Source organism: Sphingobacterium litopenaei (assembly GCF_014692495.1).
GTDB lineage: Bacteria > Bacteroidota > Bacteroidia > Sphingobacteriales > Sphingobacteriaceae > Sphingobacterium > Sphingobacterium litopenaei.
Window position 1 is genome coordinate 1 of the sequence record NZ_JACOIJ010000032.1, and the last position, 25790, is coordinate 25790.

Below are 25790 nucleotides of genomic sequence, written 5' to 3' on the forward strand. Positions count from 1 at the left end.
ACATAAAACAAAATCATAATTTCCGCCGCTTTATGCTCCGCGGTAAAGATCTTGTGTCAATAGAATGGGGATTATTGGCAATTGCACAAAATTTAAGAAAGAAAGCGGCCTAAAAAGACCGCTTTTTTGATATTTTGAACTAAATATTGAAATATTATGAACTCTTTGCTCACAAGGTAGTCAAACCATGACGGATTCATTTAAAACTAAAAAAGCCGCCTCAATTATTTTGAGACGGCCTCTTTTTTTGTTATTATCAATTATCAATTATTCATTACTTATTAGCTTGCTTAAATTCCAGGAACTCTTTGTGAAGTCTTAATAATTTAAACGTCGAGCTCACCATTTCATTTGTTTCAAGTAAGATTGAGAAGTACAATCTGGTATTTCGTGGGCTTGATTCCGTTGTGCGAATATCCTGAATTTGACGATCCATCAAATTATTGATTGTAGTTTGAATTTTGTTCCGTTTTTTCATAACTAAGTCAATGTTGTTAAATTCAAAACGCTTGTACATGTTGTATATTTCAGCGTACCAATTTCCCAATTGATCTGCGACTAGATTTAAATCTTCACAGCGCGATTGTTTTAGAGGCTTGTGGTTGTTGTCCACATGATTATGCGTATTATTACTGATGATATACAGGTTCTCAATAATGTCTTGTAAATAACCTAATGAAATAATGTAATAACGACTGGATTTCGCAGAATTGTCATCTAGATTGCGGATAAAATTATACAAGTTGTCGTTCGTAGAATCCAAATCCTTATTGAGTTTCTTAATCAGCTTTTTGTTAATAGCTAAGGATGTTAAGTCATTTTTACAAACATTCTCAATAACTTCTTTATAGAATAAATTCGCTTTTGCAATGACTTCAGAGATTTGATTCGCACTTGCTTCAGTTACTTGTTGCATTGAACGAATATCTGATCTTTCTAATGAAAGTTTACGTTCAGCTTGCTCAGCTACTTTTTTCTTGTGGCTACGTGCATTTTGGAATAATAATAAAGCCAATACGATTAAGGCTACTACAAAACTTACAATACCACCTATTTTCAAGAAATAAGCAATGATAAATGCTCCCGTAAATGCACATGCTGCAGTAAAAAACCAGCCTCCGATAACATGGAATACACCTGATACACGGTATACCGCTGTTTCTCTATCCCAAGCTCTATCCGCAAATGCAGTCCCCATTGCCACCATAAAAGTGACGTAGGTAGTTGATAAAGGTAGTTTCAACGATGTCCCGACAGCAATCAAGCTGCTGGCCACCATTAGATTTACAGAAGCACGAACCATGTCGAACATGGGTTCTTCTTTGGATTGTTTGTGAACGTTGGTCGCTTTATCAAATCGGCTATCTAATCTGGCTTGCAGTGTTCTAGGCATGATAAAAGATATAGTATTGCCTAAATTCACAAAGCCACGAACAATCAATCTCGATAATGCATTGGGTTGAAATTTTTCAGAAGAAGAATCTTGGCTACTCAAGCTCATTTCCGTTTCGATAACCGTACGTGCTTTTTTAGAGGTCCATAGCGTGAAAATCATAACAATGCCGCTGGCAAACAAAATCCACATTGGTGCTAGAATATCTGAAGAGGCTAATTCAGACATCATATATGTGTTTGGATCAGCTCCTGCGGCTTTAAAAAATCCTATAGACTGTATTGCTGCGACAGGAACTCCAATAAAATTTACCAAGTCATTTCCTGCAAAGGACAAAGCTAGTCCAAAAGTTCCTACACCAATTATTACTTTAAGAATATTGATATTCAGTTTGGTAAGTATATAACTAAGTAGAGTAAATATTATGAATGAGCCAAATACTAACAAGATTTCATGTTCATTTATCCATGATTTTACATCCTTACTAATAAAAGTTACAGATTTCAGTCCTTTTATAATAATGAAATAGGCAATTAATGCCAATGCAATACCACCAAAGAATATCCCAAAACTTTTTAATCTTTTCTCAAATTGGAAAGTGAATACTACGCGAGATACATATTGAACTATCATTCCCAATGTGAAGGAAATAGCAACAGAAAGCAAAATACTTATAACAATTTCGGATGCTTTTTCTGTATTGATGTATTGTGAGAGTGTGCTCCAATCACCAGTAGTATTCATTATTTTATATAGAGCCAAGCATATCGCACTTCCTAATAGTTCGAATACAATAGATACGGTAGTTGAAGTAGGGAGACCAAAATAATTGAATACGTCCAGTAAAATAATATCGGTAATCATGACGGCGAGAAATATGACCATCACATCATTAAAACTGAACATACTAGGGACGTAGATACCACTCCTGGCGATTTCCATCATGCCACTAGAAAAAATAGCACCACATAATATCCCCGCGGAGGCAAGCATCATAATTACGCGGAAGGAAAGGGCTTTGGAGCCTATGCCCGAATTAAGGAAATTTACAGCATCATTGCTTACACCAACCATCAAATCGATGACTGCTAAGACTATGAGCGTAATAATAACTAAATAAAGATAATGTTCCATACATGTTAAGTTAACAATACAAAAGTATAACACTTATATTAACGAATTGTTAACTTAATATTAAGCATGGAACATTTGAATATCTTTATTTAAAGCAATTTAGAACAGATTCTGCCATCAAGCTGATTCCTGCTAAGGATGTATGTACCCCATCTGGAGCCCAATATTTGCCTTCAGCTTGTTTTTCTGCTTTATCGAAAATGCTTTGATAAGGAATAAAGACCGCTTTGTATTCAGTAGCAATCTCTCTTGCTACCTGTTGATATCCAGCAAACTCTGGATACCATGTTTCGTCTACATATTTCACACCTTTTACACCAAAAGGTTCTCCAATGATTAGTTTTACATTTGGTAAATGCTGTAATGTTAAGTCCAGCATTTTTTGATATTGTGATTTATATTCCGCTGCAGAACCTTGGTATTTACCATCCCGTTTGTGCCAGTAATCATTTACACCAATAAGTATACTCAATACATTTGGTTTGATATCCAAACAATCTGACTGCCATCTATCTATCAGCTGCGGAACTTTATGCCCGCTGATACCTCGGTTATAGATTTGCAAATTTTTGATAGCATGTTGGTGTAATAAGGTTCTGGCAGCGTGTGCAGCATAACCTTTGCCAAGAGCATCAATATCATTCGGTCCAAGTCTATCTCGGCTACGACCGTGATCTGTTATAGAATCTCCTTGAAAAAGAATAATATCGTTTTTGTGTAACTCAATTTTGCTCTCTTTAATAGCGAATGACTCCGCTTTAGCCAGATTGCTCCCAATAACTGTAGTACCTAGTGCAGCTAAGGATTGTTTAAGAAAACTTCTTCTGTCTTTCATAGATTAAGGTTTATAAACCCTAAAATATGCATATTAACAGAATTTATCAATTGCTATTTTTATGATGCGACAAGCTTCTTTTATTTCTTCTTCTGAAATTGTTAGGGGAGGAGCTACACGCAATGCGGTTTCACAGTGCAGATACCAATCGATCATAACTCCATGGTCCGCACAATATTTGCTGACATTATATACTTGATCAAAGTTTTCTACTTGCAAACACATCATTAGCCCTAAGCCACGGATCTCTTTTATTTTTGGATGCGCTAATTCCTGACGAAAAAGTTGGGCTTTACCAGCTACACCTTCCACTAATTGCTCTTCCAAAATAACATTTAATGAGGCTAAGGCAGCTGCACAAGAAACAGGATGTCCACCAAAAGTAGTAATATGTCCTAACATTGGATTCGCTTTAATGACGTCCATAATTTCTTTTGGAGCCACAAAAGCACCTAATGGCATACCACCACCAATTCCTTTCGCTAACATCAAAATATCTGGAACTATTCCAAAATGTTCGAAAGCGAAAAGCTTTCCAGTACGACCAAACCCAGTTTGAATTTCATCGAAAATTAATAACGCACCAACCTCCGTACATTTGCCACGAAGAGCTTGCATATATTTTGCGGAGGGGACACGCACGCCTGCTTCACCTTGGATAGCCTCTACTATAACTGCTGCTGTTTTTTCGGTGATAGCATCTAAATCAGTAACAGCATTGAATTCGATAAAATCAATTTCAGGAAGGAGAGGAGCGTAAGCTTCTTGATATTGAGTGCCTCCAATTAAACTCAAAGCACCTTGTGTACTACCGTGATACGCATTTTTCGCGGCGATGATTTGTCTTCTTCCAGTATGGCGTTTAGCGATTTTCATTGAACCTTCTACCGCCTCTGCACCTGAGTTAGTCAGATACACCGAGCCAAATGAAGAAGGAAGGTTTTCCAATAGTTTGGTAGCAAATTGCACCTGTGGAGCTTGTACAAACTCTCCATACACGGTTACGTGCAAATATTTTTCTAATTGGTCTTTTATCGCTTGAATCACTTTAGGATGGCGGTGACCAATATTACTGACATTAAAACCTGATACTAAGTCTAAATATTTTTGTCCTTCAGGTCCATAAAGATAAGAACCTTCGGCTTTTTCGATTTCGATAAGTCGTGGACTTTCTGAGGTTTGAGCTGTATTTTTTAAGAAAAGCTCTCTGTTACTAATCATAGTGCAAAGGTACAAAGGAAAATTTGCCCTGTAAAGTTGTATATTGAAGTTTACGGAAATCATAAGCTTCTATTCTTATGTAAGAATATTCATTCTTTACCTACTTAATTCAACATCATCAGTCTTTGTTTAAAAGAATGATGATTTGTGTTCATAGTGCCAGCCTAAGAAATACAATATATATGTTTTCAAAATACGAATTATGATATCGTCTTTAGGGTGGAAACACGCTATAAAAAAGGGTTTTTCTCCTCTTATAATTAACTATAAAACCAACTTTTTTTACAGAAAAAATGTTAATTATGAAAAAGTTAAAAATTTTTATCTCGTTTATATTTTCTGTTGCAGTAGTAACATCGTGCAATTTCTTTAATTCCAAAGATGACTACCAAAGTTTGGTTAAAAAAATAGAAATTAATCCAGAATATGAAATGCAACCTCCTATTGCAAAAAATATTTTTATTCAAAAATTGGAAAAACCTGACGGAAATGGCAATAATTTCAAATTCATTGCTGAATTTGAGAAAGAGAAAATAAAAGAGAAATATTAAGCAATAATGCTGGATGACGAAAAGGTTGTATTAAGAGACGATGGTAAAGGCGCTGATGAAGTGAGTGGTGATTTTAAATTTTCATTAAATATGAATGAAAATTTGGATGAATTTGTATCAGAACTAAATCAAAGGCAAAAGCTAAACTTATCAAACAAAGAAGTTGTTTCATTTCAAATTAGATCTATGAGGAATGTGAACATTGATACAATAAGACAGTTTGATAGCAAGCAGTTTTTAAATGGTAAGAATATTTTGATTCCAAATGATTTGTTTGATGCGCCAAGACTCTTAACAGACCAAACGAAAACATTAATGATTACAGATTTGGCTGTTGTTGAAGATGTTACAAGAACATTTAACCCATGTGCTTCAGTCGGAAATCCCAATGGAGCTTGGACGTTTGGTACCTTAATGAGGCAAATGGCGTCAGCCAACCCGGGCGCTATAGCATCTGATTTACAAGTCTCTGATTTTGTGAGAAATTGGATGAATACTTGGAAAACAGAACAGTCCGTCAATGGAGAAAATCTACCAGCAAGAAATACTATCCAAAATTTAATAACTGATTGGGAAAACAAAAGTTCTGTTTCTCCAGGCGGGATATTGAACATGAGATTTGCACCATTTAAATTAATCGCTATCGTAAATAGGCTTGATTTGAGAGGTAATTCAGGATACGGATTTAGTAATGCTGGTGAAGGTCGATTTGTATTTAATGCTTTGACTTCAACATGTAATTCGCAAGAATTTACTGTAATTTTCGAATACGGGATCAACAAAAAAAAACTGTAGCGAAGTGAAAGCATTCGCGCAGGAATGGAATAATTTAAATTCTATGACAATAGGTAGTGTTGCGTACAATTCTGCATTGGAAAATATAACTAATCAGTTTGTATTGTCAGGAACAAATACTTCTAAACCTAATCAAAACTCTATAAATCAAATAAGAACAAATGAAATTGCTTTGTCTTCCCCATGGGAGTTTAGAGAGTTTAATTTAAATGGCGATGGGGAACTTCAATTAGTAGATGCGAAGCAAGAACCTCAAGTAAAATATAATGGTTTTCATTCTAATGCTATAAGTCCCGCTGTAGATGTGGAAAAATTAGTAGCTTGGATTAATAATAATACGAGTTCTATTCTGAATAATAATTATGAGGTTCCACTAAATATTCCAGGCTCCACAACTCCTCTTGCTGGCGGTCATGCCTTATTTCCTACAAATAACGTAAATCAAATATGGAATGGGAGAGGAACTTCTGGAAATCAATTTATCAATAATGATGAAGCTAGACACATATTTTCTTTAAATACATGTAGTAGTTGTCATGGAGGTGAAACGAAAACAATATTTACACATATAAAACCGAGAAGTTTTGGTGCTGAAACCTCATTGTCGGGATTTCTTACAGGTATCACAGTAATTGATCCAGCAAATAGACCTATAGGAAGTCCTACTTCTAGAACTTTTAATGATTTACTGCGAAGAGAAGTTGATTTAGCGAATCTAATTGGAAATACTTGTATTAAAAGACCTGTTTTTGAATTGGCACATAAACTTATGTTCAAACCTATAAGAATGGTACATTAAATTATAGTTACTGATAGGTTCATAAAATATATATGGATACAAAAACTTGACATCTATAGATATGAACCATTCGCTTTTTCGATTTCTAAAAATCATGGAATTTCTGATGTTTGAGCAGTATTTTTAAAGAAAAGCTCTCTGTTACTAATCATAAGGGAAAAGTAAGAAGGAAAATTTAGAAGAAAAGTTTTACCTTGCTTTATATTGTTATTATGAGCTTAATTGAGCAAAAAATCGAAGAACAACTTAACAGTTTTGAATCCTTTGAAGCATTAGATCACCAAGGTGATATTAAATTAGAGGAATTTTGTAATCAAGGTAAAAATTATATTGAACGCTATACTTGGTGCGAAGGCGTGAATAATGCCTGGTTAGCTTATTATTTAGAGGGAATTTTTGCAATCAGTATATTTGAAGTTAGTTCTTCTAATCCGAATGTAGATAAATATATTTGGATTTTGACAGGAGACTTGCCACCCGCATATATTGATATAGAAAGTGCTTCTTTTCCTTTAGAAGTTTTATCAGCCTATATTGAGATTATGCAAGATTGGGTTGATACTGTAAAGGCAGATGGAAATGTTGAAGAATGTTATCCTGTTGAGGTGGAAGCTAATCTTGATCATGCGGATATGTTAGACTATAGATTGAAATTATTAAGAGAATATCTCGAGAATGAAGATGAGAGCGATTTGTAAATATTTTATAGTTTTTAGAAATCTCCTTACGATCTATCTGATATATTAAATGTCATTCCGACAAAAGAGGAATCTCAAATAAAAAACAATCAATTGTGCATAAAAAAGCCTCAATCAACGATTGAGGCTTCACTAAAATATCTAAAAGACTTTATTACTCCGCGATAATCAAGAAATAATTCTTTTTACCTTTTTGAGCAACTAAGTATTTGTTGTTGATTAAATCTGTAACAGTTACAGTTTGTTCGATATCGCCTAATTTTACTTTATTCAACGATACACCACCACCAGTCAACATTTTTTTCGCTTCACCTTTAGAGGCAAATACTTGAGTTTTTATGGCCAATAAATCCAAAATGTTTACACCAGCTTCTAATTCAGCTTTGCTAACAGTGAATTGAGGAACACCATCGAATACATCCAATACCGCATCGTGATCTAAACTCGCTAAGAATTCCAAAGAACCATTGCCGAATAAGAATTCCGAAGTTTTAACTGCTGTTTCATACGCTTCTTCAGAGTGTGTGCGTATAGTGATATCTTTCGCCAATGCTTTTTGAACCGCTCTCAAGTGAGGAGCAGCATCATGCTCAGCGATGATAGCATCGATTTCTTCTTTCGATTTTAACGTAAAGATCTTAATCCAGTTTTTTGCATCATCATCCGATGTGTTCAACCAGAATTGGTAATATTTGAAAGGCGATGTTTTCTTGGCATCCAACCAAACAGCTCCTGACTCCGTTTTACCGAATTTTTGTCCGTCTGCTTTTTTGATCAATTGCGTAGTCAATGCATAAGCCGTACCTTGATCCTGACGACGAATCATCTCCGAACCCGTTACGATATTACCCCATTGATCCGAACCACCCATCTGGATTTTACAGTTGTAGTGTTTCCACAAATAATAGAAATCATACCCTTGAATCAATTGATACGTAAACTCAGTGAACGATAAACCGTTATCACCTTCTAAGCGTTTCTTTACCGAATCCTTGGACATCATGTAGTTGACTGTAATCAACTTACCCACATCACGAATAAAATCCAAAAAGCTGAAATCTTTGAACCAGTCGTAGTTGTTTACCATTTTGGCATCGTTTTCACCTTCACCAAAATTTAAAAACTTCGCTAATTGATTTTTAAGACAAGCTACATTGTGTTGTAAAGTAGCCTCATCCAAAAGATTTCTCTCAGCAGACTTGAATGATGGGTCACCAATCATTCCTGTAGCACCTCCTACAAGGGCAACAGGTTTATGGCCTGCATTTTGAAAATGGATTAACGTCATGATTTGAGTCAAATGACCTACATGTAAAGAATCGCCAGTTGGGTCAAAACCGATATAGCCTGAAACTTTCTCTTTGTTCAGTAAATCTTCGGTACCCGGCATGATATCTTGAAGCATGCCTCTCCAACGTAATTCTTCTACAAAATTCATAAGTTTTTTGTTTGATTTTCAATTGTCTTATGGAATATCCGCAAAGGACATTTCATAACGATATGATTAATATAATTTAATTTAAGATTGCAAAGATAAGAGATTATGACGTATCTTACGAGTAATAATTGATAAATACGGTAGTTTGAATTTTTTGTCGCATTACTATTTCGAACGCTACGCTGCTTATTCAGAGCAAGTGCTAGGCAGTCTTTTGCCCGATTTGCTGAAGAATGTAGACAAAAGTTATTCTTTTCCGCTGAACAAACATGAAGCCTCTTTTCCTTATGGAATAAAGAGTGAGTCCATTACTGAGGGGTGGAAAAGACATATCGAAGTGGATAAACTGTTCCATAGCTCTGACTTTTTTTATCATCACACGCATCAATTACGCAAAGATATAGCAGAAAACATTTCTGACTTGCCTGTTAGAGCTTCTTTTCTTGCTCATATTAGCTTAGAATTATTGCTCGATCACAAATTAATTGCGAATAATTTATTATCTGTCGCAAGATTATACGAACATCTTGAGAATATTGATAGAAATAATTTAACGAAATACCTAAAATCTCTTGAAGTAGTCGATATCGATAGATTTTACAACTTTTATGATAAATTTGTCTCATCAAGATATATCTTTGACTACGCAAAAGTAGAGAATCTACCACACGCACTTTTCAATATCTGCAAACGCGTGTGGGATTTTTCACCTTCTGCTCATCACTTTGAGGTACTTGCCCATCAATTGGATAATTACCAGCGTGAACAGTTGAGAGATTACAGTGAAATATTTACGTATATCTCACAACAATTAGATAAATGATTGAAAAACCAAAATACTATTACATATGAAGAATCAGCTTTTCAAAAAGAAAAGTGTACATTTGATACGTTAGATTTTTGATATGTTGGTTTATGTTGTGAAAATGCTTTTTTCAACGTATTCACCAAGTTTTACCCTGTAAATGTTATAAATCAATTTTGTTTGACTTGACCGATTAACAAAAAAAGATTTACGAATAATTTACAACACACCTGATGGCGACAGTTAATGCGGTTGTGCTAAAGCACCACAAAAAAGAAAATGGAACATGGAATGTAAAGATTTCCTTAAGCCATAATAGTAATACAAAATATATAGAAACCTCTGCTTTTGTAACGAAGTCCTCCTTGGACACGAAGGGAAAATTGAAGAAGTCTTTTATTGAACAAAATTTCGCAAAAGTGTTATCTGATTACCGAGATAAGATCACTTCTCTAGGTTCTCGCATAAAATATATGTCTTGTGGGGATATCAAGGATTATCTCTTAGGTAGCGAAAGAAGGGATGAACAAATTGATGTCATACGAGTTATTGATTTAAAAGTTGCTGAGCTTCTTGATCAGGATAGAAAATCTACAGCTGATATTTACGCAGCGTTAGGATCACACTTGAAATCTTTCGCCGGCACAAGTAGTATTTCTGTGATCTCCATATCTCCAGACTTTGTTTACAAATTTGATCAGTACTTGAGAAAAATAGTACAAATGAGTAGCCTGCGAACTTACATGAGTAAATTTAACACCTTGTTTGTGGAGATGCGAAAACGTTATAATAATCCATCGATTGACTTTTTTCCAATTCCGTATAACCCAATGGAAAATTATACTCTTCCAACTCCAACCCCTAAAATGCGTCGTAATTTATCATTGGATCGTATACAACAAATAATAAACTATAAGCCCCAATATCTTTCAGAATATACTGCTAAAGATATGTTTCTTTTGTCCCTAATGCTTTGCGGAATGAATTCAAAAGATATATTCACCTACATTTCAAGTGCATGTATTGGTAATGAATTGGAATACAGAAGAAGCAAGGTTCTTAATCGTAAAGATGGAGGTCTTATAAGTATTTGTATCCCAGATATAGCTAAACCCATAATTGAAAAATACGGAGGAGTAATTCAATCTAGATTTAAAGATAATAGAATTTTTAATCACCAATTGGGAACCGCCTGGGCAGCGATTAGTAAGAAATTAGGTTTTAAATGCAGCATGTATTACGCCCGCCATTCATTTGCCAATATTGCAAGACAGGTTTGTAAATTTAGTAAAGAAGATGTTGCGTTAGCTTTAAACCATAAAAGTGGCAATGATATTACGGATGTATATATTGAGCCGGATTGGTCTGTTGTACATAAAGTACAAAAAGCAGTTATAGAGGAAGTGTTTTTTAAAGGTGGTTCTAATTAATGACCACCTTTATTATCAATTGCATCTAGCAGTTTTTTTAAAGTGTCTTCCAATTTCAAGATCCTATTTTCAAGATCAGAAATTCTATAAGCATAGGTTTGTTCTTTAGAGTGGGCGCGGGCAGTATGAGCGATATCTTCAATGTTCATACCTAATTCAGCAAGCTTTTTGGTAACAATACCGCTTGGCCCAAAATGTCCGTTTTCTAATCTGGAGACGGTAGGGTAGGATATTCCTATTTTCTGAGCCAACTCATTACTGGTCCATCCTTTGCTTAATCGGAAACTCTTAATAAGCTCTCCTACTTCTTTATAATTTTGTGTACTCATATTTTACGCGTATGTGTCCAGGGACTTCGCTTGACTTGCGATCTATGGTTAATTTTAAATGAAGTTCGTCAGTCAAGGCTTCATCTATTATCATTTCTACTTTATAAAGTAACTCCCAATCTGCTGGGAATAATAAAATATTTATTAATCCAGTTCCATCGTCCCAGTTGCCAAGGTGTGTCAATTCGATTCTGTGACCTTCTCTCTTCCCTGGTTTAGTTTTTGGGTATATGCCATTTTTCATGGGTGGGATAAGGTGTTTTTGAAGATGGTTAATAATCTCCCAAACTTCGGAGGAATTATTCTTTCTTTCAATCAATAACCCATCCTGTCCGATATCCCAGGTAATGTCCATTTATTCAAGGATTCTTTTTATTACATTATAGATCTCTAAAATATCATCCATATTAACGCTGTAATCGGGATACTTGTTTTTATCAGGGTTGAGGCTATGTAATATAATTTCACCTGTTTCAAGATTTTGTGAAGCAATTTGTTTTACAACTATGCCTTCCGTTCTATGAACAAAAACGTAATTTGGCCATTTATGGCTGTGTAATTTACTAGTCCAATGCTCACGTTTTATTTCACGACATAAGAGAACGGTACCGTCAGGAATAGCATCCTTAATACTTCCGTTGTCCATAGAGTCTCCACTAGTTTCGAAGTGTCTATATTTTCCTCTTGCATATTTGTCAACGGTAGTAGTGTATTTGGGTAGCATATCAATATATTCTTGGTCTTGATAACCTGTCAAATATCCTGCTTGAGCATGGACGGGAACCAGCTCAGTTGTTAAAAGGTAAAATCCAGGGCTTATCTCTTTAATTGGTGTAGTTTGGTCATCTTCAATGTATTCTCCTAAATCCCTCGCATTTGAATTTGATCTAGTTGGAAAAATGAAATCATAATCTTCCTTTGTTGCATTAATAGCATCTAAGATTGCTCTTGCTCTCGAAAGATCATCTTCTTTATAGAAGTCTTCATTTTTTAGAAGGTTAATAAGGGTGTTTCTCCCAAATCCAACATATAACGGATTAGATTTATCCGTAATTGTTTCCTGTTTAACATCAAGCTTTTTCATCAAGCGCTTGATATAATTTCCTTTATGTAACATTTCTTCGTGTGTGTAAAATGCATGTTTAAAACATTTTAAACAAAATATTTAAAATATTTAAACTTTTTTAGGTTAAAAAGTTTGTAATGTTTGAAATGTTTATATTTGTTTTGTCAAGTCAAACAAATATAAACATTTCAAACAATGTATGTGCCAATTTCAATGAATTAAACAAAATAAAACAAAATAAACATGGTAGAAATTACATCAGAAATCCAAACACCGTCTTTAAAATTCCTATTGGATAAGATGAATGTCGGTGATTCTTTCCCTGTTGATAATGGTACTAAAAAACAGTAAGACATGCTGTGTGGAGATATTTTCATAAAGAAGTTAATGGAGTTCCTATTAGCGAACGTGTTTTTACTGTCCGAAGAGATCCTAAAGATGACAAAAATTTTAGATGCTGGAGGGATAAATAACTATGCAGATAGATTACAAATTAGCGGCAATGCTAGGCAAAGCCGCTGAAATTGGAGCAATAAAAGCATTGACACATGTAGGTCATTTAAAACCTTATATATCAATGTCCGAAGCTGGACGGAGAGCTGGCAAAACTCAAGTAAAAAAATGGATGGATTCAGGGCAATTGAAATTTGAGCAAAGCGACTCTTTTAGGACCATAAGAATAGATAGGGTTTCCTTTGAATCATTAAACTCAGGTGTTGAACTTATAAAGCATATCGATATAAATGGAAACTGAAAAAATCCGCGGCATTATACTCGAAATGGTGCAATATCTTAATGATTCTCTTCATGAACTAGCAGGACAAACTGTTGAAATGGTGAACTGGGAGGATTATAGGAAGGGTTAATTAAGTCATTTTAGAAAGCGTTTACAATTAAGTATTTTTGAATAATCGCAAAAACAAATCGGTGTAAAATACATAAAGTCTAAAAACACCATGACAAATTTTTACAATTTTTACCATTACACAAAAGTATACCTAGGCCAAGAGCGTACAGTTATTTACAAACGTAATAACGGTATCTCAAGCATTGTTACTTTTGTGGTAACCGAGTTGTCTAAAATAGACAATAATGGAGTTAGGCTCGCGTTTTTAGAGCCAAAAATCGATTAACAAGTAAAAGCCTAGACCAATAATCTAGGCTTTATTGTGATTTGAAATGTAACTCCAGGTTACTAGAATTGTTATTGCTTAATTTTAATATTACGAGTTTATTTTTAGTCAATTCTAGTACATTGTATGTTCGTTTTTCTATAATTGATAATGCATTGTAATTAAAGTTAGCATCAAGAACTTTGTTGTCGGATGATAACCAATATTTAGCTGATACATAAAATGGTGTTCTCTTATAATATCCGTTTCTATCCCCAAAGACATCCTCTCCTTTGTCAGATTTTACTCTTAAACTATCTTTTGAAAATGTATAGGTTGTATTAAAATCATCCTTTTGAATAGATTGGTTCGCGCTATTATTGTTATACACCGTATATTCAAGATCCCATGTTTTTAGTAGATTGCTGCTATTAAATACATCACTTTCCTCATTAGACTTGGTGCATGATGTTATAAATAATGTTATTGCAAAAAGAAATATTGCGCTTTTCATAAAATTGTAAAATTATTTAAATGTCTTAATCCATAGCCTAACCATCTAGGCTTTCTGCTATAAAATATCTTTTAATGAGGGTGCAGGGGGAGTATAAAGAACTTCTATTTCACTATTTTTTATAATAGAAGCTTTAATAGAAAAATCTTTTAAATTCCAGGAGAAAAAAGATTTATCGTTATAATAAGTGGATGGGCCGTATTTACTTACAATTTTGGCAACCATTTTTTCTAAAGCTATTTTTGTGTTATTCCCAAACCTATCCCATTCTGGAGAAGAAAATCTATATAAGAAAGATATTAATTTATTTTTATCATTAAAAGAATAGAAAAGACGGCATTTCATATCTTCAATATCTAAATTGTAAATTAGATTAGATCCATAATCACTTTCAAGTTTAGATTCTTCTATTTTCCGAACTTGTTCCTTACTCATTCCCCAAGTTGTATTTCTAAATTGAGAAAATGAAGTTTGTGATAGAAATAAAAAAGCCATTATTAGTAGTAGATTTTTCATTTTGGTTATAATTAGTTTTATAAATATAATCAATATTTACAATAAATGCCTACTCTTCATGGGGTAGGCTTTTTACTTTGTACTTTGCGCTATAAACTTCCCAATATTATATCCAAAGGAATAACATGCAGCAATGAAAAGTACAATTGCACCAATTATTATATATTTCTCCTTTTTTCCCATGAATCAAAAATAAAAAACCTACCCAAATAAATGAGTAGGTTATCCTTTATTAAATTATGAAAAATCACCTATGTGATATATAAACGTTAAATAGATTATTTTATTACATAGTGTTGTTAAAAACCTTTTCAATAAAATTTTGTTTAAATCATACGATAAATCGAATAAAGTAATTGGAAGAGTCTATCTGTAATGGGTAGACTTTTCCTTATTGAAGTCTTAAAATCACACCCATATTTTTAATCGAATAAACTTTAGCCTACTCTTTATCGGGTAGGCTTCTTCCTGCTCCAGCAGTCAAATATTTATTATGAACAAATCTAGTATAGAACCAGGATAGATCGTGAAGTTCTTTATCATTGGTTGCGTAGGACTCGAATTCTTTCCGCGATAGATGCATTACCTCAAGGCTTAAAGCGTCCAAAGCATCATCACGTAGAGTACGGGCTTGTAAGTTATTGATTGGATCTTTACACTCGTTGAGCACTACTCGTATTTTATCTATCCATTCTATCATAGAATAAAGATAAGGAAAAAGCCTAACGGTTAGGTTAGGCTTGTACTAATGTCATTAACACCCGTAATTTTTTGTTTATTAAATTCTTAGTAGATCATTTTACTCTCTTAAATTCAAGAGTGCTTATATAGGTGCTGTTTTTTGATTTAATTTTGAGTGAGCTTTTATTTAATTTTATTATATCAAAATGATATAACAAAACATCTTCATAGTTGATGCTCAATGTTTTCCCATCATTAGACAATGTGTAATCGCTTTGTATTGTAGCATTTCTGTCCCATCCCACAAGGGCGCTCCCATATCTTCCAAGTAATTCTATTCCTCTAATCCCTACACTATTCGATCCAAAATTAAAAGATCGCTCTTTTATTTCACCAATGAAAGTATCGTCATGAGCAGGAGATATCAATTCCCATTTTCCTAAAATCGGTTCTTCGGGATTAAAATCTACTTCTTCTATTTCACTTTTCGAGCATGAAAATAAGGTAATTAAGATAAGAATGGAGCCGATTATATTTTTCATAGAGTTTATAATTTAGTTAATATAAAAGTAATAAAAAAATATTTCGTTTTGGAAGATTTGGTGAAATGGAGGGATGATGAGCTTTCACAATTGAAAAAGCCTAACGGTTAGGTTAGGCTTTGTTGGCTTTCTCATGCTCTTGGATAATGTTTCTTTTGAAAAGTAGTTCCGTTATATGTTTTGGAAGCTAGTTCAAAAAACTTGTGACTATCCTCATTTCGTCTAGCTGCTTCCCATTTATATCGAGCTTTTAGATATTTGAGATCTTGATCGTTATGATCATCGGGAAGGAATTTTTCTATAAAATCAGCTTCAGTCATGGTGTGATTACGCATATTTAAATGTTGGTGGCAATGCTAACGAACAATCGTGCTAAGATTATATGACATTATAAGCAAATGGAAAGCAATTAAAAAAGTCGAAACGTAAAGCAAAGCTTGAAGATTTTATAACGTGATGTTACACCTTGAACAATTTATCGCTTTGAGAAAGAGATAAAATTTCGTATTTGCTTACATCAATATTAGCAGGAATTTTATCTCTCAAAATAGGTACTATATATTGTCCATTAAGATTTTCGGCAACTTCAACCAAAGTATTTAATTGGTTATCGTGTATATTTTCTAATTGGTCGTGAAGAATAAAATGTAAACATTTTATATCCAAATCATCGGCAAATTGAATATACGCAAAATCGAAAGCAGCAATTTGCCCCTTTTTCTTTCCTGTACTTGGATTTCCCTCTATGTTGGTTACATTTAGGTCGTAACCTGCATTTGTTTGTGTAGGTGTAAGGATATAATTCTCATCATAAAGTATTTCAGACATTTTTGTAAAATACTTATTAAATTGAGTAACCCTGTTTTTTATCAAATCATCATTTGAAGTTATTTCTTCATTGATAAGTTGTAAATCACCTTCAATCCTTTTAATATTTTCATCAGAAGCCTCCCAAAGACGTCTTTGTTCCTCTAAATTCCCCTTACGTTCGTATTGTTTATTCAACTCGCCAACGATAATTTCCAAATCTTCCGCTACTCCCGTTTTTTGTAATTTAGCTGTTAAATCATCTTCTTGTTTGCGGTAACGCAATAATTCAGCATTCAGCGATTTTATTTTTTTTTCTAATTCAGGTAATTCGTTTGTTATGTATTTGATTTTTTCCGAAATCAAATCATTGTGAAACTTCAAAGTTTCTTCAAAAGAAACCTGAATATTTGCAATTAAAGCATTAGCGCGATTATATAAATTTCTTATCTGCTCTGTATCAACATTGGTATATTCCTTTTCTAAATCAGTCTTGCTCTCAATAATCAAATCTTTTCTTGTTTCCAATCGGCTGATTTCAGCAGAAACACGGTTTAGGGCAAATTTAACTTGGTTAAGCTGCTCAATCTCTGCATTAAAATTCTCATTCAGATTGAAAGTACTTTTTTGCTTTTCAAGTTCCTCTATTTTGCCATTATGAAAAGCTAATTTTTGCTCAATTAAAGCAAGTTCACCGTCCTTTTGTAATCTTCTTCTGAAACTAATCTCTCTTTTTTGTTCATCTCTTAATTTATTCTTTTCAGCAGATTTATCGGTATTTACACCCAACCAAAACAAAAAAAGTGCTTCGTACTCTTCTTTCTTTACAAAACTACCAAGTACACGAACGATTTTATCCATTCGGTCTTTATCTATACGGATATTTTTGGATATAATCTGTCTAAAAGTGGGTTTATCTACCTTTGTTTTAAAGATGAGTTTTTTTAATTCAGTATCAAATTTCTTATCATCGGTATAATTCTCGCCATTGATTTTTTGAACTTTTTTAGTACGTTTCAAGAAATTACGTTCAATGATGATGCTTTCAGAATTATCATCATTAAGGTCTTCAACTAACTCAATCGTTATTAAAACTTCATTGTCAATCAAGAAGTTTTCAATAGTCGTATTAGGTTGATTAGAAAATTCAGTGTCTTTATATATGCTTTCTCCTTTAGAACCCAAACAATAATCAATTAACCTTAATACAGTGGTTTTACCGACATTATTTCCTGTTGTTTGTTGGTTTTGAATTTCGGGAGTTTCGTCCACAATAAGGTTAAGCCCTTTTTTAAAAGAGATTTCTCGGATAACTCCAGCCTTTCCTTTTATGTTTAAACGCTTTAAAAACATTTTACCAAAAATCCTTTTTTACCAATTTTAATAACTCCCAAAATAAACAACCAATCAAGTATTAACGAAAACAAGTTGATAGAAATATTGTGATTTTTACTTAAACTACTGTATAGCTCAAAGTAATCAAACTCTGTTTTATTTGAGTTGGTTAAAATTTCAATAGTTTTTCCACCCAAATAATACAAATCTCGTTCAGGATTTATGTTTTTATTTACTATCATTTTGTGGTGGTTCTTCTAAAATACTACATCTCATAAACGCATCTACCAAAATTATATACAAGCTAATTTCAATCGCTTCAATTGGTAAATCAGAACTTTTATTGCTACTGTTTTCAATTATTTTCCAAAGTTTTGTTTGTACACTTTCAATGATGTTATCTGCGTTTACCTTTATTTGCTCAATATCATTATTGTATTTTCCCTTTTCTACAAGATAGGCATTTTTTATGTTGTGTAAAACAAACTCCTTTCTTGTTGAGCCTTGTTTTTCTATCTCTTCGTAAATTTTATTTAGCCGACCTTGATAAACTTTATATTCTTCAATGATAGGTCTAAATCGTATTACATTATTGTATTGGATTTTATTTTCGGGGTCAGGTGCTGACATGGGTTCGGTTACACTTTGACTATCAAAAATTTTACTTCCTAATTCGCCAATTATGATATTAAGAACAGACGGATTTTTAGTGATAACATCTTGACCAACGAGACCTTGCAAAAACTTTGCCTCGTGCTGTCTTTTCATATCTCTTAAAACAGCTACGGTATATTTCTTAACATCATCAGTAATTTTATGATGATTAGGACACAGTAAAATCAAATTATCGAAACTTCTTCGATAGTCATCATCAGAGTTTGGATTATATCGTTGCCCACCTTGCTCAGCAGCTTCAATATGACAAATATTGGAAATATTAGGCTGACCATTATGGTCAAAAATAGATTGACTACAATCAGGAAACGCACATTGATTTCCAGACAATGCGTACAATTTCTTAATTGTTAATTCAGTTATTACCCTTGCTTTCCCTTTTGCCATTTACTAATATAAAGTTGCTTTATTTTAGAGTATTTTACACCAAATACCGACACAAAACTACCATAAAAATTTGAGATGAAAAAGAACGTATAACGAAAAAAGCACTGCCACCAACAAGGGTTTTGCAAAAGAGCGGGTTAAGTCTAAACTTCAACTTTTATGCTTTCTATCCGCAAAAACCATTGTTTATTTGCTTAAAAAGAGTAAATTAGCAAAAAAAATGGTTTTGCTAACTGTAGTACTGAACTTTAGTTCTTTCTGTTCCGCTCCTTCGCAAAGCCCCAAAAAGTTATCACTCATTTCATTAATAACTGATGGCAATACCACCAGCTCATTATTTATCCTATCATTCACATTGAGAAACGTAGAAATAGAGCTGTATATCCTTTCTACTTCTATTGCATCCATTCTCTTAGCAAAGGCTACTTCTTCAATGGTGAAGCCGTAGCCGTCTATTAGTTCTACTATGTGGATTGAGTCGGTCATAATATATCCAGATAAATAGGTTTAAATTCTGCATTTATATGGGAGTGATTTTTGATTAATTCTGCAGTTCTATTTCGATCCCTGTTTGCTAAATCTTTGATTCCCCAAAACCAATGCACATAGACATCAGAAGTAATTACTCTTTGCTGAACCTCATCCAATTGCGAAAAAAGTGCATGATTAGAAACATCACTTCGTATTTGGTCCTTTTGCTCTGTGCCTTTCATAACTCTAACTTTATCTGTTTACAAGGTTTGTTTAATTCTTCTTCTTGCTTAATCGCTTCTAATTTCCTTTTTGCAAGAGCGATTTCTTCTAGCTTTTCCTCAGTTGTTAAATCAAACTCACTGAGGAATGCTATTATTTGGTTTGCTTGTTCGGTGGGGGTCATGGTTTAAAATATTTCCACAAAAACTTTTTAAATATTCATTTGTTAAAATTGCCTTAACCTTGATGATATATTTTTACATCAATTAATACTTGATATATGAGAGCAACATTTAACACAATCAAAATACTTACAGTAATTATTTTGATTCTTGCATTGTCAGCAGTGTATTTGCTTTATTTGAATTTGTAGTTTGATTTTCCATTACTTAGTTTCTCCTTTCAGTTCAAAATTCATCCCCTCTAACTCTACTATCTGTACAGTAATGGAGGGTGGTAGGTAATTTCTCATTCCGTAATATTTGGATTGATTAATGATTCGATTTCGTCCTCCAAGTTTTGCGCATCAGTTGTGTAGTCGTCAAACTCACTACCTATAGTGCAGTCAGGATGTACAGATATTGAGCGTCTCAGTTTGCCAATCATTGACTTAGCTTCCTTCAACATCTCCACCAGCTCTGTATTTTTCTCTCTCAATACCATTATCTCGGTTAATAGGGTGTTTTCCATCTTCTTTCTATTTAAGCCCTTTTGAGCATTGATTGATACCTATGTTTTAAAATCCATTCTCGACGTATCTGTTCGTCAGAACGGCTATCTCTAGCTTTTACAGCAATTACTACCTTGCTATTAATCTGTACCATTCTGTCCTCACTTACAACACGGCTAGCCATTACACGCTCTCCTCGTTGTAATTTTGCAATACCCTTCTCTAGGTTTGCTAATCTTTCAAATTGTGTAGGTTTCATGGCAGTACCTCCAAGTTAGAAATAAGTGAAACGAATTGCTTAAGCTTATCGAGAGTATCTATACGAGCAAGAAGCTCCTCACGTTTGCGTACTAGATATACCTCGCTATAATTAACGATGCATAATTCCCCAATCTGAGTATCGATTTGATGGTAAGGCTTATTATTCCATCCCCAGCAAAAGCCCATAAAATCAAAACCGAGTTCGATAAGGCTTTCGTGAGAGAATAGGAGAGTAGATGGCGCTAATGGAGCACCAGTACTTTGGGTGTTTGTGTTTATCGTTCTTGTGTTCATGTGATATAAGTTTAATTGTCAAGTCAAACAAATATCACAACTACTCAAAATTGATATGTTGATACAAACATAAAAACATCTATTGATATATCAAAATTGATATGCAATAAAATTTAATATTTTTTAGACATTTGTTTACAACGTCAAGTCAAGACGGGCTTTTAAAAAAAAGATTTACAAATATTTTACATCGATCGAATAGGTGACAGTATAACTATTTGATAATTAACTTTATTATATGAAGAATCAGCTTTTCAAAAAGAAAAGTGTTGACCAAATATTACTAGATTCCGAGACCAAAGGAAGTGGATTGGCTAAAATTTTAGGGGTTCGCGATTTAGTATCATTAGGTATTGCAGCCATTGTAGGTGCGGGAATTTTTAGTACCATCGGGTTAGCAGCTTTCAATGGTGGTCCAGCCGTATCCATGTTATTTGTCTTTGTCGCTTTTGCCTGTGTTTTCACCGCTTTATCATACGCTCAATTTGCAAGTACAGTACCTGTTTCAGGATCTGCTTATACTTACGCGTATGTCGCATTTGGAGAATTGTTTGCTTGGATCATTGGCTGGGCGTTAGTGTTGGAATATGCGGTATCCAATATGGTTGTAGCAATTTCATGGTCGCAGTATTTTGTATCTATGTGCGAAGGTTTTGGATTTCATATCCCCAAATGGCTGACTATGGCTCCGGGATATGCTATTGAAGCCCATGCCAAGATGTTGGAAGTCGGTGCCGACAATTTAACAGGGATAGACAAAATTGCTTTGCAAGCCTACGAAACAGCGCCTCGTATTGGAGATATTCCTGTAGTATTTGACTTGCCAGCCGGAATAATTACGGTATTGGTAACTTGGTTAGTATATATCGGAATTAAAGAATCTCAACGTGCCAGCAATATTATGGTCATGATCAAGATAGGGATTATTATCGCGGTAATTGTTGGGGGTATTTTCTATGTCAAACCAGAAAACTGGACGCCTTTTGCACCTAATGGATTAACAGGGGTGATGAGTGGGGTAGCAGCTGTATTCTTTGCTTTTATTGGTTTTGACTCCATCTCTACTACTGCCGAAGAGTGTAAAAATCCTCAGCGCGATTTGCCAAAAGCGATGATTTACTGTTTGGTTATCTGTGCGGTGCTATACGTTTTAATTACTTTGGTATTAACTGGTATGGTTAATTACACGGAATTGAATGTAAAAGATCCCTTAGCGTATGTATTTGAATATGTAGGCTTTGATCATATGGCTGGGATTATCTCTGTAACATCAGTAATTGCGATTACAAGTGCGTTATTGGTATTCCAATTAGCACAACCACGCATTTGGATGACGATGAGCCGTGATGGTCTTTTATGGAAGAAATTTGCTACAATTCATCCAAAATACAAGACACCTTCCTTTGCAACTATTGTAACAGGTTTTGTAGTAGCCATTCCAGCTTTATTTTTTAAGATGGATTTCTTCGTAGATTTAACTTCCGTAGGAACTTTCTTCGCGTTTATTTTAGTATGTGCTGGTGTGCTATATATGGATAAATCAGGTCTTTCTGCAAAATCTAAATTTAGAGTTCCTTATATCAACGGTAAGTATTTAGTTGGTATTGGTTTTGTGATCGGGCTAATCTTGATGTATATTTATGGACAGGATAGTCTGGCAGAATGGAAAACATTAGGTGCGGGAAAAGTGATCTTGCACAAATCATTAGTGTTGATTTTCTGGCTGACTTGGCTTACATTGAGTATTTTAGCATTTAAACACAATTTTTCGTTGTTACCTGTTATTGGGATTTTGATCAATCTTTATTTGATGTCAGAACTTGGCGCTAGCAACTGGATCATCTTTATATTGTGGTTGATAGCAGGTTTAGTGATTTATTTCCTTTATGGTTATAAAAACTCAAAAGTGCGTACGCATGAATAGTGAAATATAATATATCAGAAAAGCCACTTCATTGAAGTGGCTTTCTTGTTTAATAAAGGTGTAAAAATGATGAAGGTATTTTTATTTGTTAATTTACCCTTTTGATTTCTCACGTCTCACTTCTTATTTCTTACTTCCCTTAATGTATCCTATGCATTTGAATATTTTCTGTGTTTGGAATATTTAATGGGACACGTTCCAACGTCACAAAGCTGCTATCCAACCCAAAACCTTTTTCCTCACTCAAACTGAAGCGTCTTAACATGCGGTAAATTTCCATGATTATACGGTTTGGCCAACTTAAATCTGTCGTCTTTGTGAACACTTTCTCTAAGACCACAAAGTTAAAATCCCCAGGTATATTGTGTTTTTTCAACGTGTCGTACTGACTGATAATATCCACTTCCTTGTTTTTGACCATTTCTTCGACCACCTTACGGAATAACAAACTAATACGTTGTTCTTCGCGGAAACCTAATTTAAAATCAATGCGAATAAGTTTACCTGGAATCAATTGTTCTACGACATATTCACGTCCATGAGGCGCATCGGTCACATCCACGTGTACAAACCAATACACATCTGCACGCTTAGGTTTTTTGTTGATAATAGAATACATGATTTTTGCTTCTATTTCACGTTTGTTGTTGGCACTAGTCAAATAAACCAATTGTGATGCAAAGGTAGGCACTGAAGTGTCTCTGCTCAATTCTTCTATTATAGAATAATAATCTTGAATATGCACAAAACGCACAAATTCATTTTTGATTTTTCTAGCCCTAAACCACGCATACATAACCAAAAATATACTTGCCGCCAGTAAAAGTGTTAACCAACCACCATGTGCTATTTTTGCTCCATTACCAATTAAAAACGTGATTTCTATTGTAAAATAAATGACTCCAAATAAAGCGATTAAAATCTTATTAATTCTACGTCTAAGCATGAAATAAATCATCAAAATCGTAGTAGATAGAAACGTTAAGTTGATGGCAAGACCATACGCCGCTTCCATATTGCTTGATTTCTCAAAGACATAGATAATTAGCATACAGCCGACAAATAATATCATATTAATAGACGGAACATACAATTGTCCTTTCTGATTACTTGGATAGCGAATAGCAACTTTTGGCCAAATATTTAAGCGTACCCCCTCGGCTATAAGCGTAAAAGAGCCAGTAATCATGGCTTGACTCGCAATTACAGCAGCAATAGTAGCTATTCCAATTCCGTAGACTACGAACCAGCTTGGCATAATGGAATAGAAAGGATTCGTATCGCCAATATTTTGACCGGTATGTGCTATTAACCACGCGCCTTGTCCTAGATAATTAAGTATCAAGGTTATTTTTACCAAAATCCAACTCACGCGAATATTGGCTTTTCCACAGTGCCCCATATCCGAATACAGAGCTTCTGCACCTGTCGTACATAAAAATACTGCCCCTACAATCAATAGCGCATCAGGATGTGACAGAAGCGTATTAAATGCATAGAAAGGGTTAAAAGCTTTTAGAATTTCAGGAGCTTGACCTAAGGCATTCAATCCTAATATTCCGATGGTACTAAACCACAACAGCATTAATGGACCAAAAACTCTACCAACAATAGATGTTCCGAAGCGTTGAATAAGGAATAAAAAGGATATAATTGCAATGACAATTGGAACAGTAGGTATGTCAGGATTAAAAATGGCCAATCCTTCAATAGCTGACGAAATAGTAATAGCGGGTGTAATCATACCATCTGCAAGGAGGGTAGAAGCTCCCACTACAGCAGGAATGATAAGCCATTTGGCTTTACGTCGAACTAATGAATATAATGACAAAATTCCACCCTCGCCTTTGTTATCTGCATTTAAAGTGATTAGTACGTATTTAATAGTAGTTTGAATGGTTAATGTCCATAGGACACAAGATACGCACCCAATGACTAAATCTTTGTCTATTATTCCTTTATTAAAAATCGCTTTGAAAACATATAATGGAGAAGTACCTATGTCTCCAAAAATAATGCCTAGAGAGATTAATAAACCAGCTCCGCTAAGCCGATTTAAATGTTGAGTATGGTGGGAACCCATATGTTTTCTATCTTATTATATCTATTTCGGGAGCCAATTTATAGCAATTCTTCGACATAACGAATAAACTTGTTAAAAATTGTTAATTGTTTAAAAAAAAATATTTATTTTTATGTGCTGATAACCAAAATCGAGTTACATTTGTGTAATCGATTAAGTATTTAAGAAGATATCAATCTTTAAACCACAACCATCATTAATAGTCGAATAGAAAAGATGAATATGAATTTTGCAAAAGTGTGTAATATGTTTAAAGTTAGAGTGATTACTCTAGCCATATTCTCTTTTGGAATTTTTGGTTCTGCCGTAATGGCATCTACTCCTCCTCAAGTGGTTACATCAAAAGTAATTGACCATGATAAGGAGAATTCGGATAAAATTATAAATAATGTTAAGGCTTCTTACAATCCTGTAGTAGAACAAATCGTAGTTTCATTTAATTTAGCGAAACAGTCTTCTGTAACAATTAAATTAATGGATGCGCTAGGTAATGAAGTGTTACATTTGTTTAATGGTACATTGGATGAAGGAAATCAAAATCATCTTTTTGATTCGAATGAAAAAGTAACACCAGGCTTTTACTTCTTACGTGTAGCTTCTGGATCTGAAACTGTTGTAAAAAGGATTTCTATTAAATAATCTTCATGCGAAGAAGTTTCATACAATTTCTTATACTAATTTTCTTTATTTTTTTATTTCATTCTTGTTTAACTTCTCATCAAAGTAATAATATAGGTAGTTCAACAAATACCCTAAATATTAAATTCCCAGCAGCGCAAGGTTATGTGAATGATTTCGCGAA

At 34.0% G+C, this 25790-nt stretch carries 32 protein-coding genes; 10 read left to right on the plus strand and 22 right to left on the minus strand.

Features of this window, described 5'->3' with window-relative positions; genetic code table 11:
• On the plus strand, positions 1 to 113 hold a 113-nt coding region (locus H8B04_RS13645), incomplete at its 5' end, for a transposase (RefSeq protein WP_190302066.1).
• A 161-nt stretch (positions 114 to 274) separates the two neighbouring features.
• On the opposite strand, the gene H8B04_RS13650 is transcribed toward H8B04_RS13645, so the two are convergent.
• The 3 genes from H8B04_RS13650 to H8B04_RS13660 all read right to left on the minus strand — a co-directional run bounded on the left by H8B04_RS13650 (position 275) and on the right by H8B04_RS13660 (position 4583).
• Positions 275 to 2527 carry an inorganic phosphate transporter gene (locus tag H8B04_RS13650; RefSeq protein WP_190302696.1) on the minus strand — a complete coding sequence of 751 codons (2253 nt, stop codon included), beginning with the start codon at positions 2525 to 2527 and terminating at the stop codon, positions 275 to 277.
• Positions 2528 to 2612: 85 nt separating this feature from the next.
• Positions 2613 to 3362, minus strand: coding sequence for an SGNH/GDSL hydrolase family protein (locus tag H8B04_RS13655; RefSeq protein WP_190302697.1), 750 nt, complete (start codon positions 3360 to 3362; stop codon positions 2613 to 2615).
• A gap of 33 nt (positions 3363 to 3395) precedes the next feature.
• Complete coding sequence (locus H8B04_RS13660) at positions 3396 to 4583, minus strand: aspartate aminotransferase family protein (protein ID WP_190302698.1); 1188 nt, start codon at positions 4581 to 4583, stop codon at positions 3396 to 3398.
• Between the two features lie 302 nt (positions 4584 to 4885).
• On the opposite strand from H8B04_RS13660, the gene H8B04_RS13665 reads away from it, so the two are divergent.
• The 4 genes from H8B04_RS13665 to H8B04_RS13680 all read left to right on the plus strand — a co-directional run bounded on the left by H8B04_RS13665 (position 4886) and on the right by H8B04_RS13680 (position 7426).
• Entirely contained in the window at positions 4886 to 5134 is a 249-nt protein-coding gene (locus H8B04_RS13665; protein WP_190302699.1) for a hypothetical protein, read from the plus strand.
• A gap of 6 nt (positions 5135 to 5140) precedes the next feature.
• Positions 5141 to 5929 (plus strand): hypothetical protein, encoded by a 789-nt coding sequence (locus H8B04_RS13670; protein WP_190302700.1) that lies wholly within the window; start codon positions 5141 to 5143, stop codon positions 5927 to 5929.
• Between the two features lie 4 nt (positions 5930 to 5933).
• Complete coding sequence (locus tag H8B04_RS13675) at positions 5934 to 6728, plus strand: hypothetical protein (protein ID WP_223815434.1); 795 nt, start codon at positions 5934 to 5936, stop codon at positions 6726 to 6728.
• A gap of 212 nt (positions 6729 to 6940) precedes the next feature.
• The gene (locus tag H8B04_RS13680; RefSeq protein ID WP_190302702.1) at positions 6941 to 7426 is read left to right on the plus strand and encodes a DUF4826 family protein; all 486 of its coding nucleotides are present in this window, start codon (positions 6941 to 6943) and stop codon (positions 7424 to 7426) included.
• A gap of 154 nt (positions 7427 to 7580) precedes the next feature.
• Here H8B04_RS13680 and tyrS read toward each other — a convergent pair whose 3' ends face one another.
• Positions 7581 to 8864 (minus strand): tyrosine--tRNA ligase, encoded by a 1284-nt coding sequence (gene tyrS / locus H8B04_RS13685; RefSeq protein ID WP_190302703.1) that lies wholly within the window; start codon positions 8862 to 8864, stop codon positions 7581 to 7583.
• Between the two features lie 145 nt (positions 8865 to 9009).
• On the opposite strand from tyrS, the gene H8B04_RS13690 reads away from it, so the two are divergent.
• The gene (locus H8B04_RS13690; protein ID WP_190302704.1) at positions 9010 to 9687 is read left to right on the plus strand and encodes a hypothetical protein; all 678 of its coding nucleotides are present in this window, start codon (positions 9010 to 9012) and stop codon (positions 9685 to 9687) included.
• 215 nt (positions 9688 to 9902) lie between these two features.
• On the plus strand, positions 9903 to 11099 hold the full coding sequence (locus tag H8B04_RS13695; protein WP_190302705.1) for a phage integrase SAM-like domain-containing protein: 1197 nt from the start codon (positions 9903 to 9905) through the stop codon (positions 11097 to 11099).
• Here H8B04_RS13695 and H8B04_RS13700 read toward each other — a convergent pair.
• Genes H8B04_RS13700 through H8B04_RS13710 form a run of 3 tightly spaced genes read right to left on the minus strand, consistent with a single transcriptional unit; the run spans position 11096 to position 12545 of the window.
• Positions 11096 to 11428, minus strand: coding sequence for a helix-turn-helix transcriptional regulator (locus H8B04_RS13700; RefSeq protein ID WP_190302706.1), 333 nt, complete (start codon positions 11426 to 11428; stop codon positions 11096 to 11098). The two genes, H8B04_RS13695 and H8B04_RS13700, sit on opposite strands and share 4 nt — an antisense overlap.
• Complete coding sequence (locus tag H8B04_RS13705) at positions 11409 to 11783, minus strand: hypothetical protein (RefSeq protein WP_223815435.1); 375 nt, start codon at positions 11781 to 11783, stop codon at positions 11409 to 11411. Before H8B04_RS13705 ends, H8B04_RS13700 begins: the two co-directional genes overlap by 20 nt.
• The gene (locus tag H8B04_RS13710) at positions 11784 to 12545 is read right to left on the minus strand and encodes a S24 family peptidase (protein ID WP_190302708.1); all 762 of its coding nucleotides are present in this window, start codon (positions 12543 to 12545) and stop codon (positions 11784 to 11786) included.
• 424 nt (positions 12546 to 12969) lie between these two features.
• Here H8B04_RS13710 and H8B04_RS13715 point away from each other — a divergent pair, with 424 nt between their 5' ends.
• Positions 12970 to 13248, plus strand: coding sequence for a hypothetical protein (locus tag H8B04_RS13715; protein WP_190302709.1), 279 nt, complete (start codon positions 12970 to 12972; stop codon positions 13246 to 13248).
• 410 nt (positions 13249 to 13658) lie between these two features.
• Here the strand turns inward: H8B04_RS13715 and H8B04_RS13720 are convergent, their stop codons facing one another.
• From H8B04_RS13720 to H8B04_RS13785, 14 genes are all read right to left on the minus strand, one after another.
• Positions 13659 to 14120, minus strand: a complete 462-nt coding sequence (locus tag H8B04_RS13720; protein ID WP_190302710.1) for a hypothetical protein — start codon at positions 14118 to 14120, stop codon at positions 13659 to 13661.
• 57 nt (positions 14121 to 14177) lie between these two features.
• Positions 14178 to 14636, minus strand: coding sequence for a hypothetical protein (locus H8B04_RS13725; protein ID WP_190302711.1), 459 nt, complete (start codon positions 14634 to 14636; stop codon positions 14178 to 14180).
• Between the two features lie 442 nt (positions 14637 to 15078).
• On the minus strand, positions 15079 to 15336 hold the full coding sequence (locus H8B04_RS13730; RefSeq protein ID WP_190302712.1) for a hypothetical protein: 258 nt from the start codon (positions 15334 to 15336) through the stop codon (positions 15079 to 15081).
• A 94-nt stretch (positions 15337 to 15430) separates the two neighbouring features.
• Positions 15431 to 15859 carry a hypothetical protein gene (locus H8B04_RS13735; RefSeq protein ID WP_190302713.1) on the minus strand — a complete coding sequence of 143 codons (429 nt, stop codon included), beginning with the start codon at positions 15857 to 15859 and terminating at the stop codon, positions 15431 to 15433.
• A gap of 131 nt (positions 15860 to 15990) precedes the next feature.
• Positions 15991 to 16194, minus strand: a complete 204-nt coding sequence (locus tag H8B04_RS13740) for a hypothetical protein (RefSeq protein ID WP_190302714.1) — start codon at positions 16192 to 16194, stop codon at positions 15991 to 15993.
• A 124-nt stretch (positions 16195 to 16318) separates the two neighbouring features.
• Complete coding sequence (locus tag H8B04_RS13745; protein ID WP_190302715.1) at positions 16319 to 18019, minus strand: DUF2326 domain-containing protein; 1701 nt, start codon at positions 18017 to 18019, stop codon at positions 16319 to 16321.
• The gene (locus H8B04_RS13750) at positions 18010 to 18243 is read right to left on the minus strand and encodes an ABC-three component system middle component 6 (protein ID WP_190302716.1); all 234 of its coding nucleotides are present in this window, start codon (positions 18241 to 18243) and stop codon (positions 18010 to 18012) included. The genes H8B04_RS13745 and H8B04_RS13750 overlap by 10 nt, the downstream gene beginning before the upstream one ends.
• On the minus strand, positions 18230 to 19063 hold the full coding sequence (locus H8B04_RS13755) for an ABC-three component system protein (protein ID WP_190302717.1): 834 nt from the start codon (positions 19061 to 19063) through the stop codon (positions 18230 to 18232). Before H8B04_RS13755 ends, H8B04_RS13750 begins: the two co-directional genes overlap by 14 nt.
• 186 nt (positions 19064 to 19249) lie before the next feature.
• Positions 19250 to 19549 (minus strand): hypothetical protein, encoded by a 300-nt coding sequence (locus tag H8B04_RS13760; protein WP_190302718.1) that lies wholly within the window; start codon positions 19547 to 19549, stop codon positions 19250 to 19252.
• A complete protein-coding gene (locus tag H8B04_RS13765; protein ID WP_190302719.1) occupies positions 19546 to 19776 on the minus strand; it encodes a hypothetical protein in 231 nt (76 codons plus the stop codon). The genes H8B04_RS13760 and H8B04_RS13765 overlap by 4 nt, the downstream gene beginning before the upstream one ends.
• Positions 19773 to 19940, minus strand: coding sequence for a hypothetical protein (locus H8B04_RS13770; protein WP_190302720.1), 168 nt, complete (start codon positions 19938 to 19940; stop codon positions 19773 to 19775). Before H8B04_RS13770 ends, H8B04_RS13765 begins: the two co-directional genes overlap by 4 nt.
• 284 nt (positions 19941 to 20224) lie before the next feature.
• Complete coding sequence (locus H8B04_RS13775; RefSeq protein WP_223815436.1) at positions 20225 to 20362, minus strand: hypothetical protein; 138 nt, start codon at positions 20360 to 20362, stop codon at positions 20225 to 20227.
• A 95-nt stretch (positions 20363 to 20457) separates the two neighbouring features.
• Complete coding sequence (locus tag H8B04_RS13780; RefSeq protein WP_190302722.1) at positions 20458 to 20685, minus strand: hypothetical protein; 228 nt, start codon at positions 20683 to 20685, stop codon at positions 20458 to 20460.
• A complete protein-coding gene (locus tag H8B04_RS13785) occupies positions 20682 to 20981 on the minus strand; it encodes a hypothetical protein (RefSeq protein ID WP_190302723.1) in 300 nt (99 codons plus the stop codon). Before H8B04_RS13785 ends, H8B04_RS13780 begins: the two co-directional genes overlap by 4 nt.
• A 238-nt stretch (positions 20982 to 21219) precedes the next feature.
• Between H8B04_RS13785 and H8B04_RS13790 the strand changes: the two genes are divergently transcribed.
• Positions 21220 to 22905, plus strand: a complete 1686-nt coding sequence (locus H8B04_RS13790; RefSeq protein WP_190302724.1) for an amino acid permease — start codon at positions 21220 to 21222, stop codon at positions 22903 to 22905.
• A gap of 139 nt (positions 22906 to 23044) precedes the next feature.
• Here H8B04_RS13790 and H8B04_RS13795 read toward each other — a convergent pair whose 3' ends face one another.
• Positions 23045 to 24988: a KUP/HAK/KT family potassium transporter gene (locus tag H8B04_RS13795; RefSeq protein ID WP_190302725.1), complete on the minus strand. Its 1944-nt coding sequence runs from the start codon at positions 24986 to 24988 to the stop codon at positions 23045 to 23047.
• A gap of 246 nt (positions 24989 to 25234) precedes the next feature.
• Between H8B04_RS13795 and H8B04_RS13800 the strand changes: the two genes are divergently transcribed.
• Positions 25235 to 25627: a T9SS type A sorting domain-containing protein gene (locus H8B04_RS13800; protein ID WP_190302726.1), complete on the plus strand. Its 393-nt coding sequence runs from the start codon at positions 25235 to 25237 to the stop codon at positions 25625 to 25627.
• The last annotated feature ends 163 nt before the right edge of the window (positions 25628 to 25790 follow it).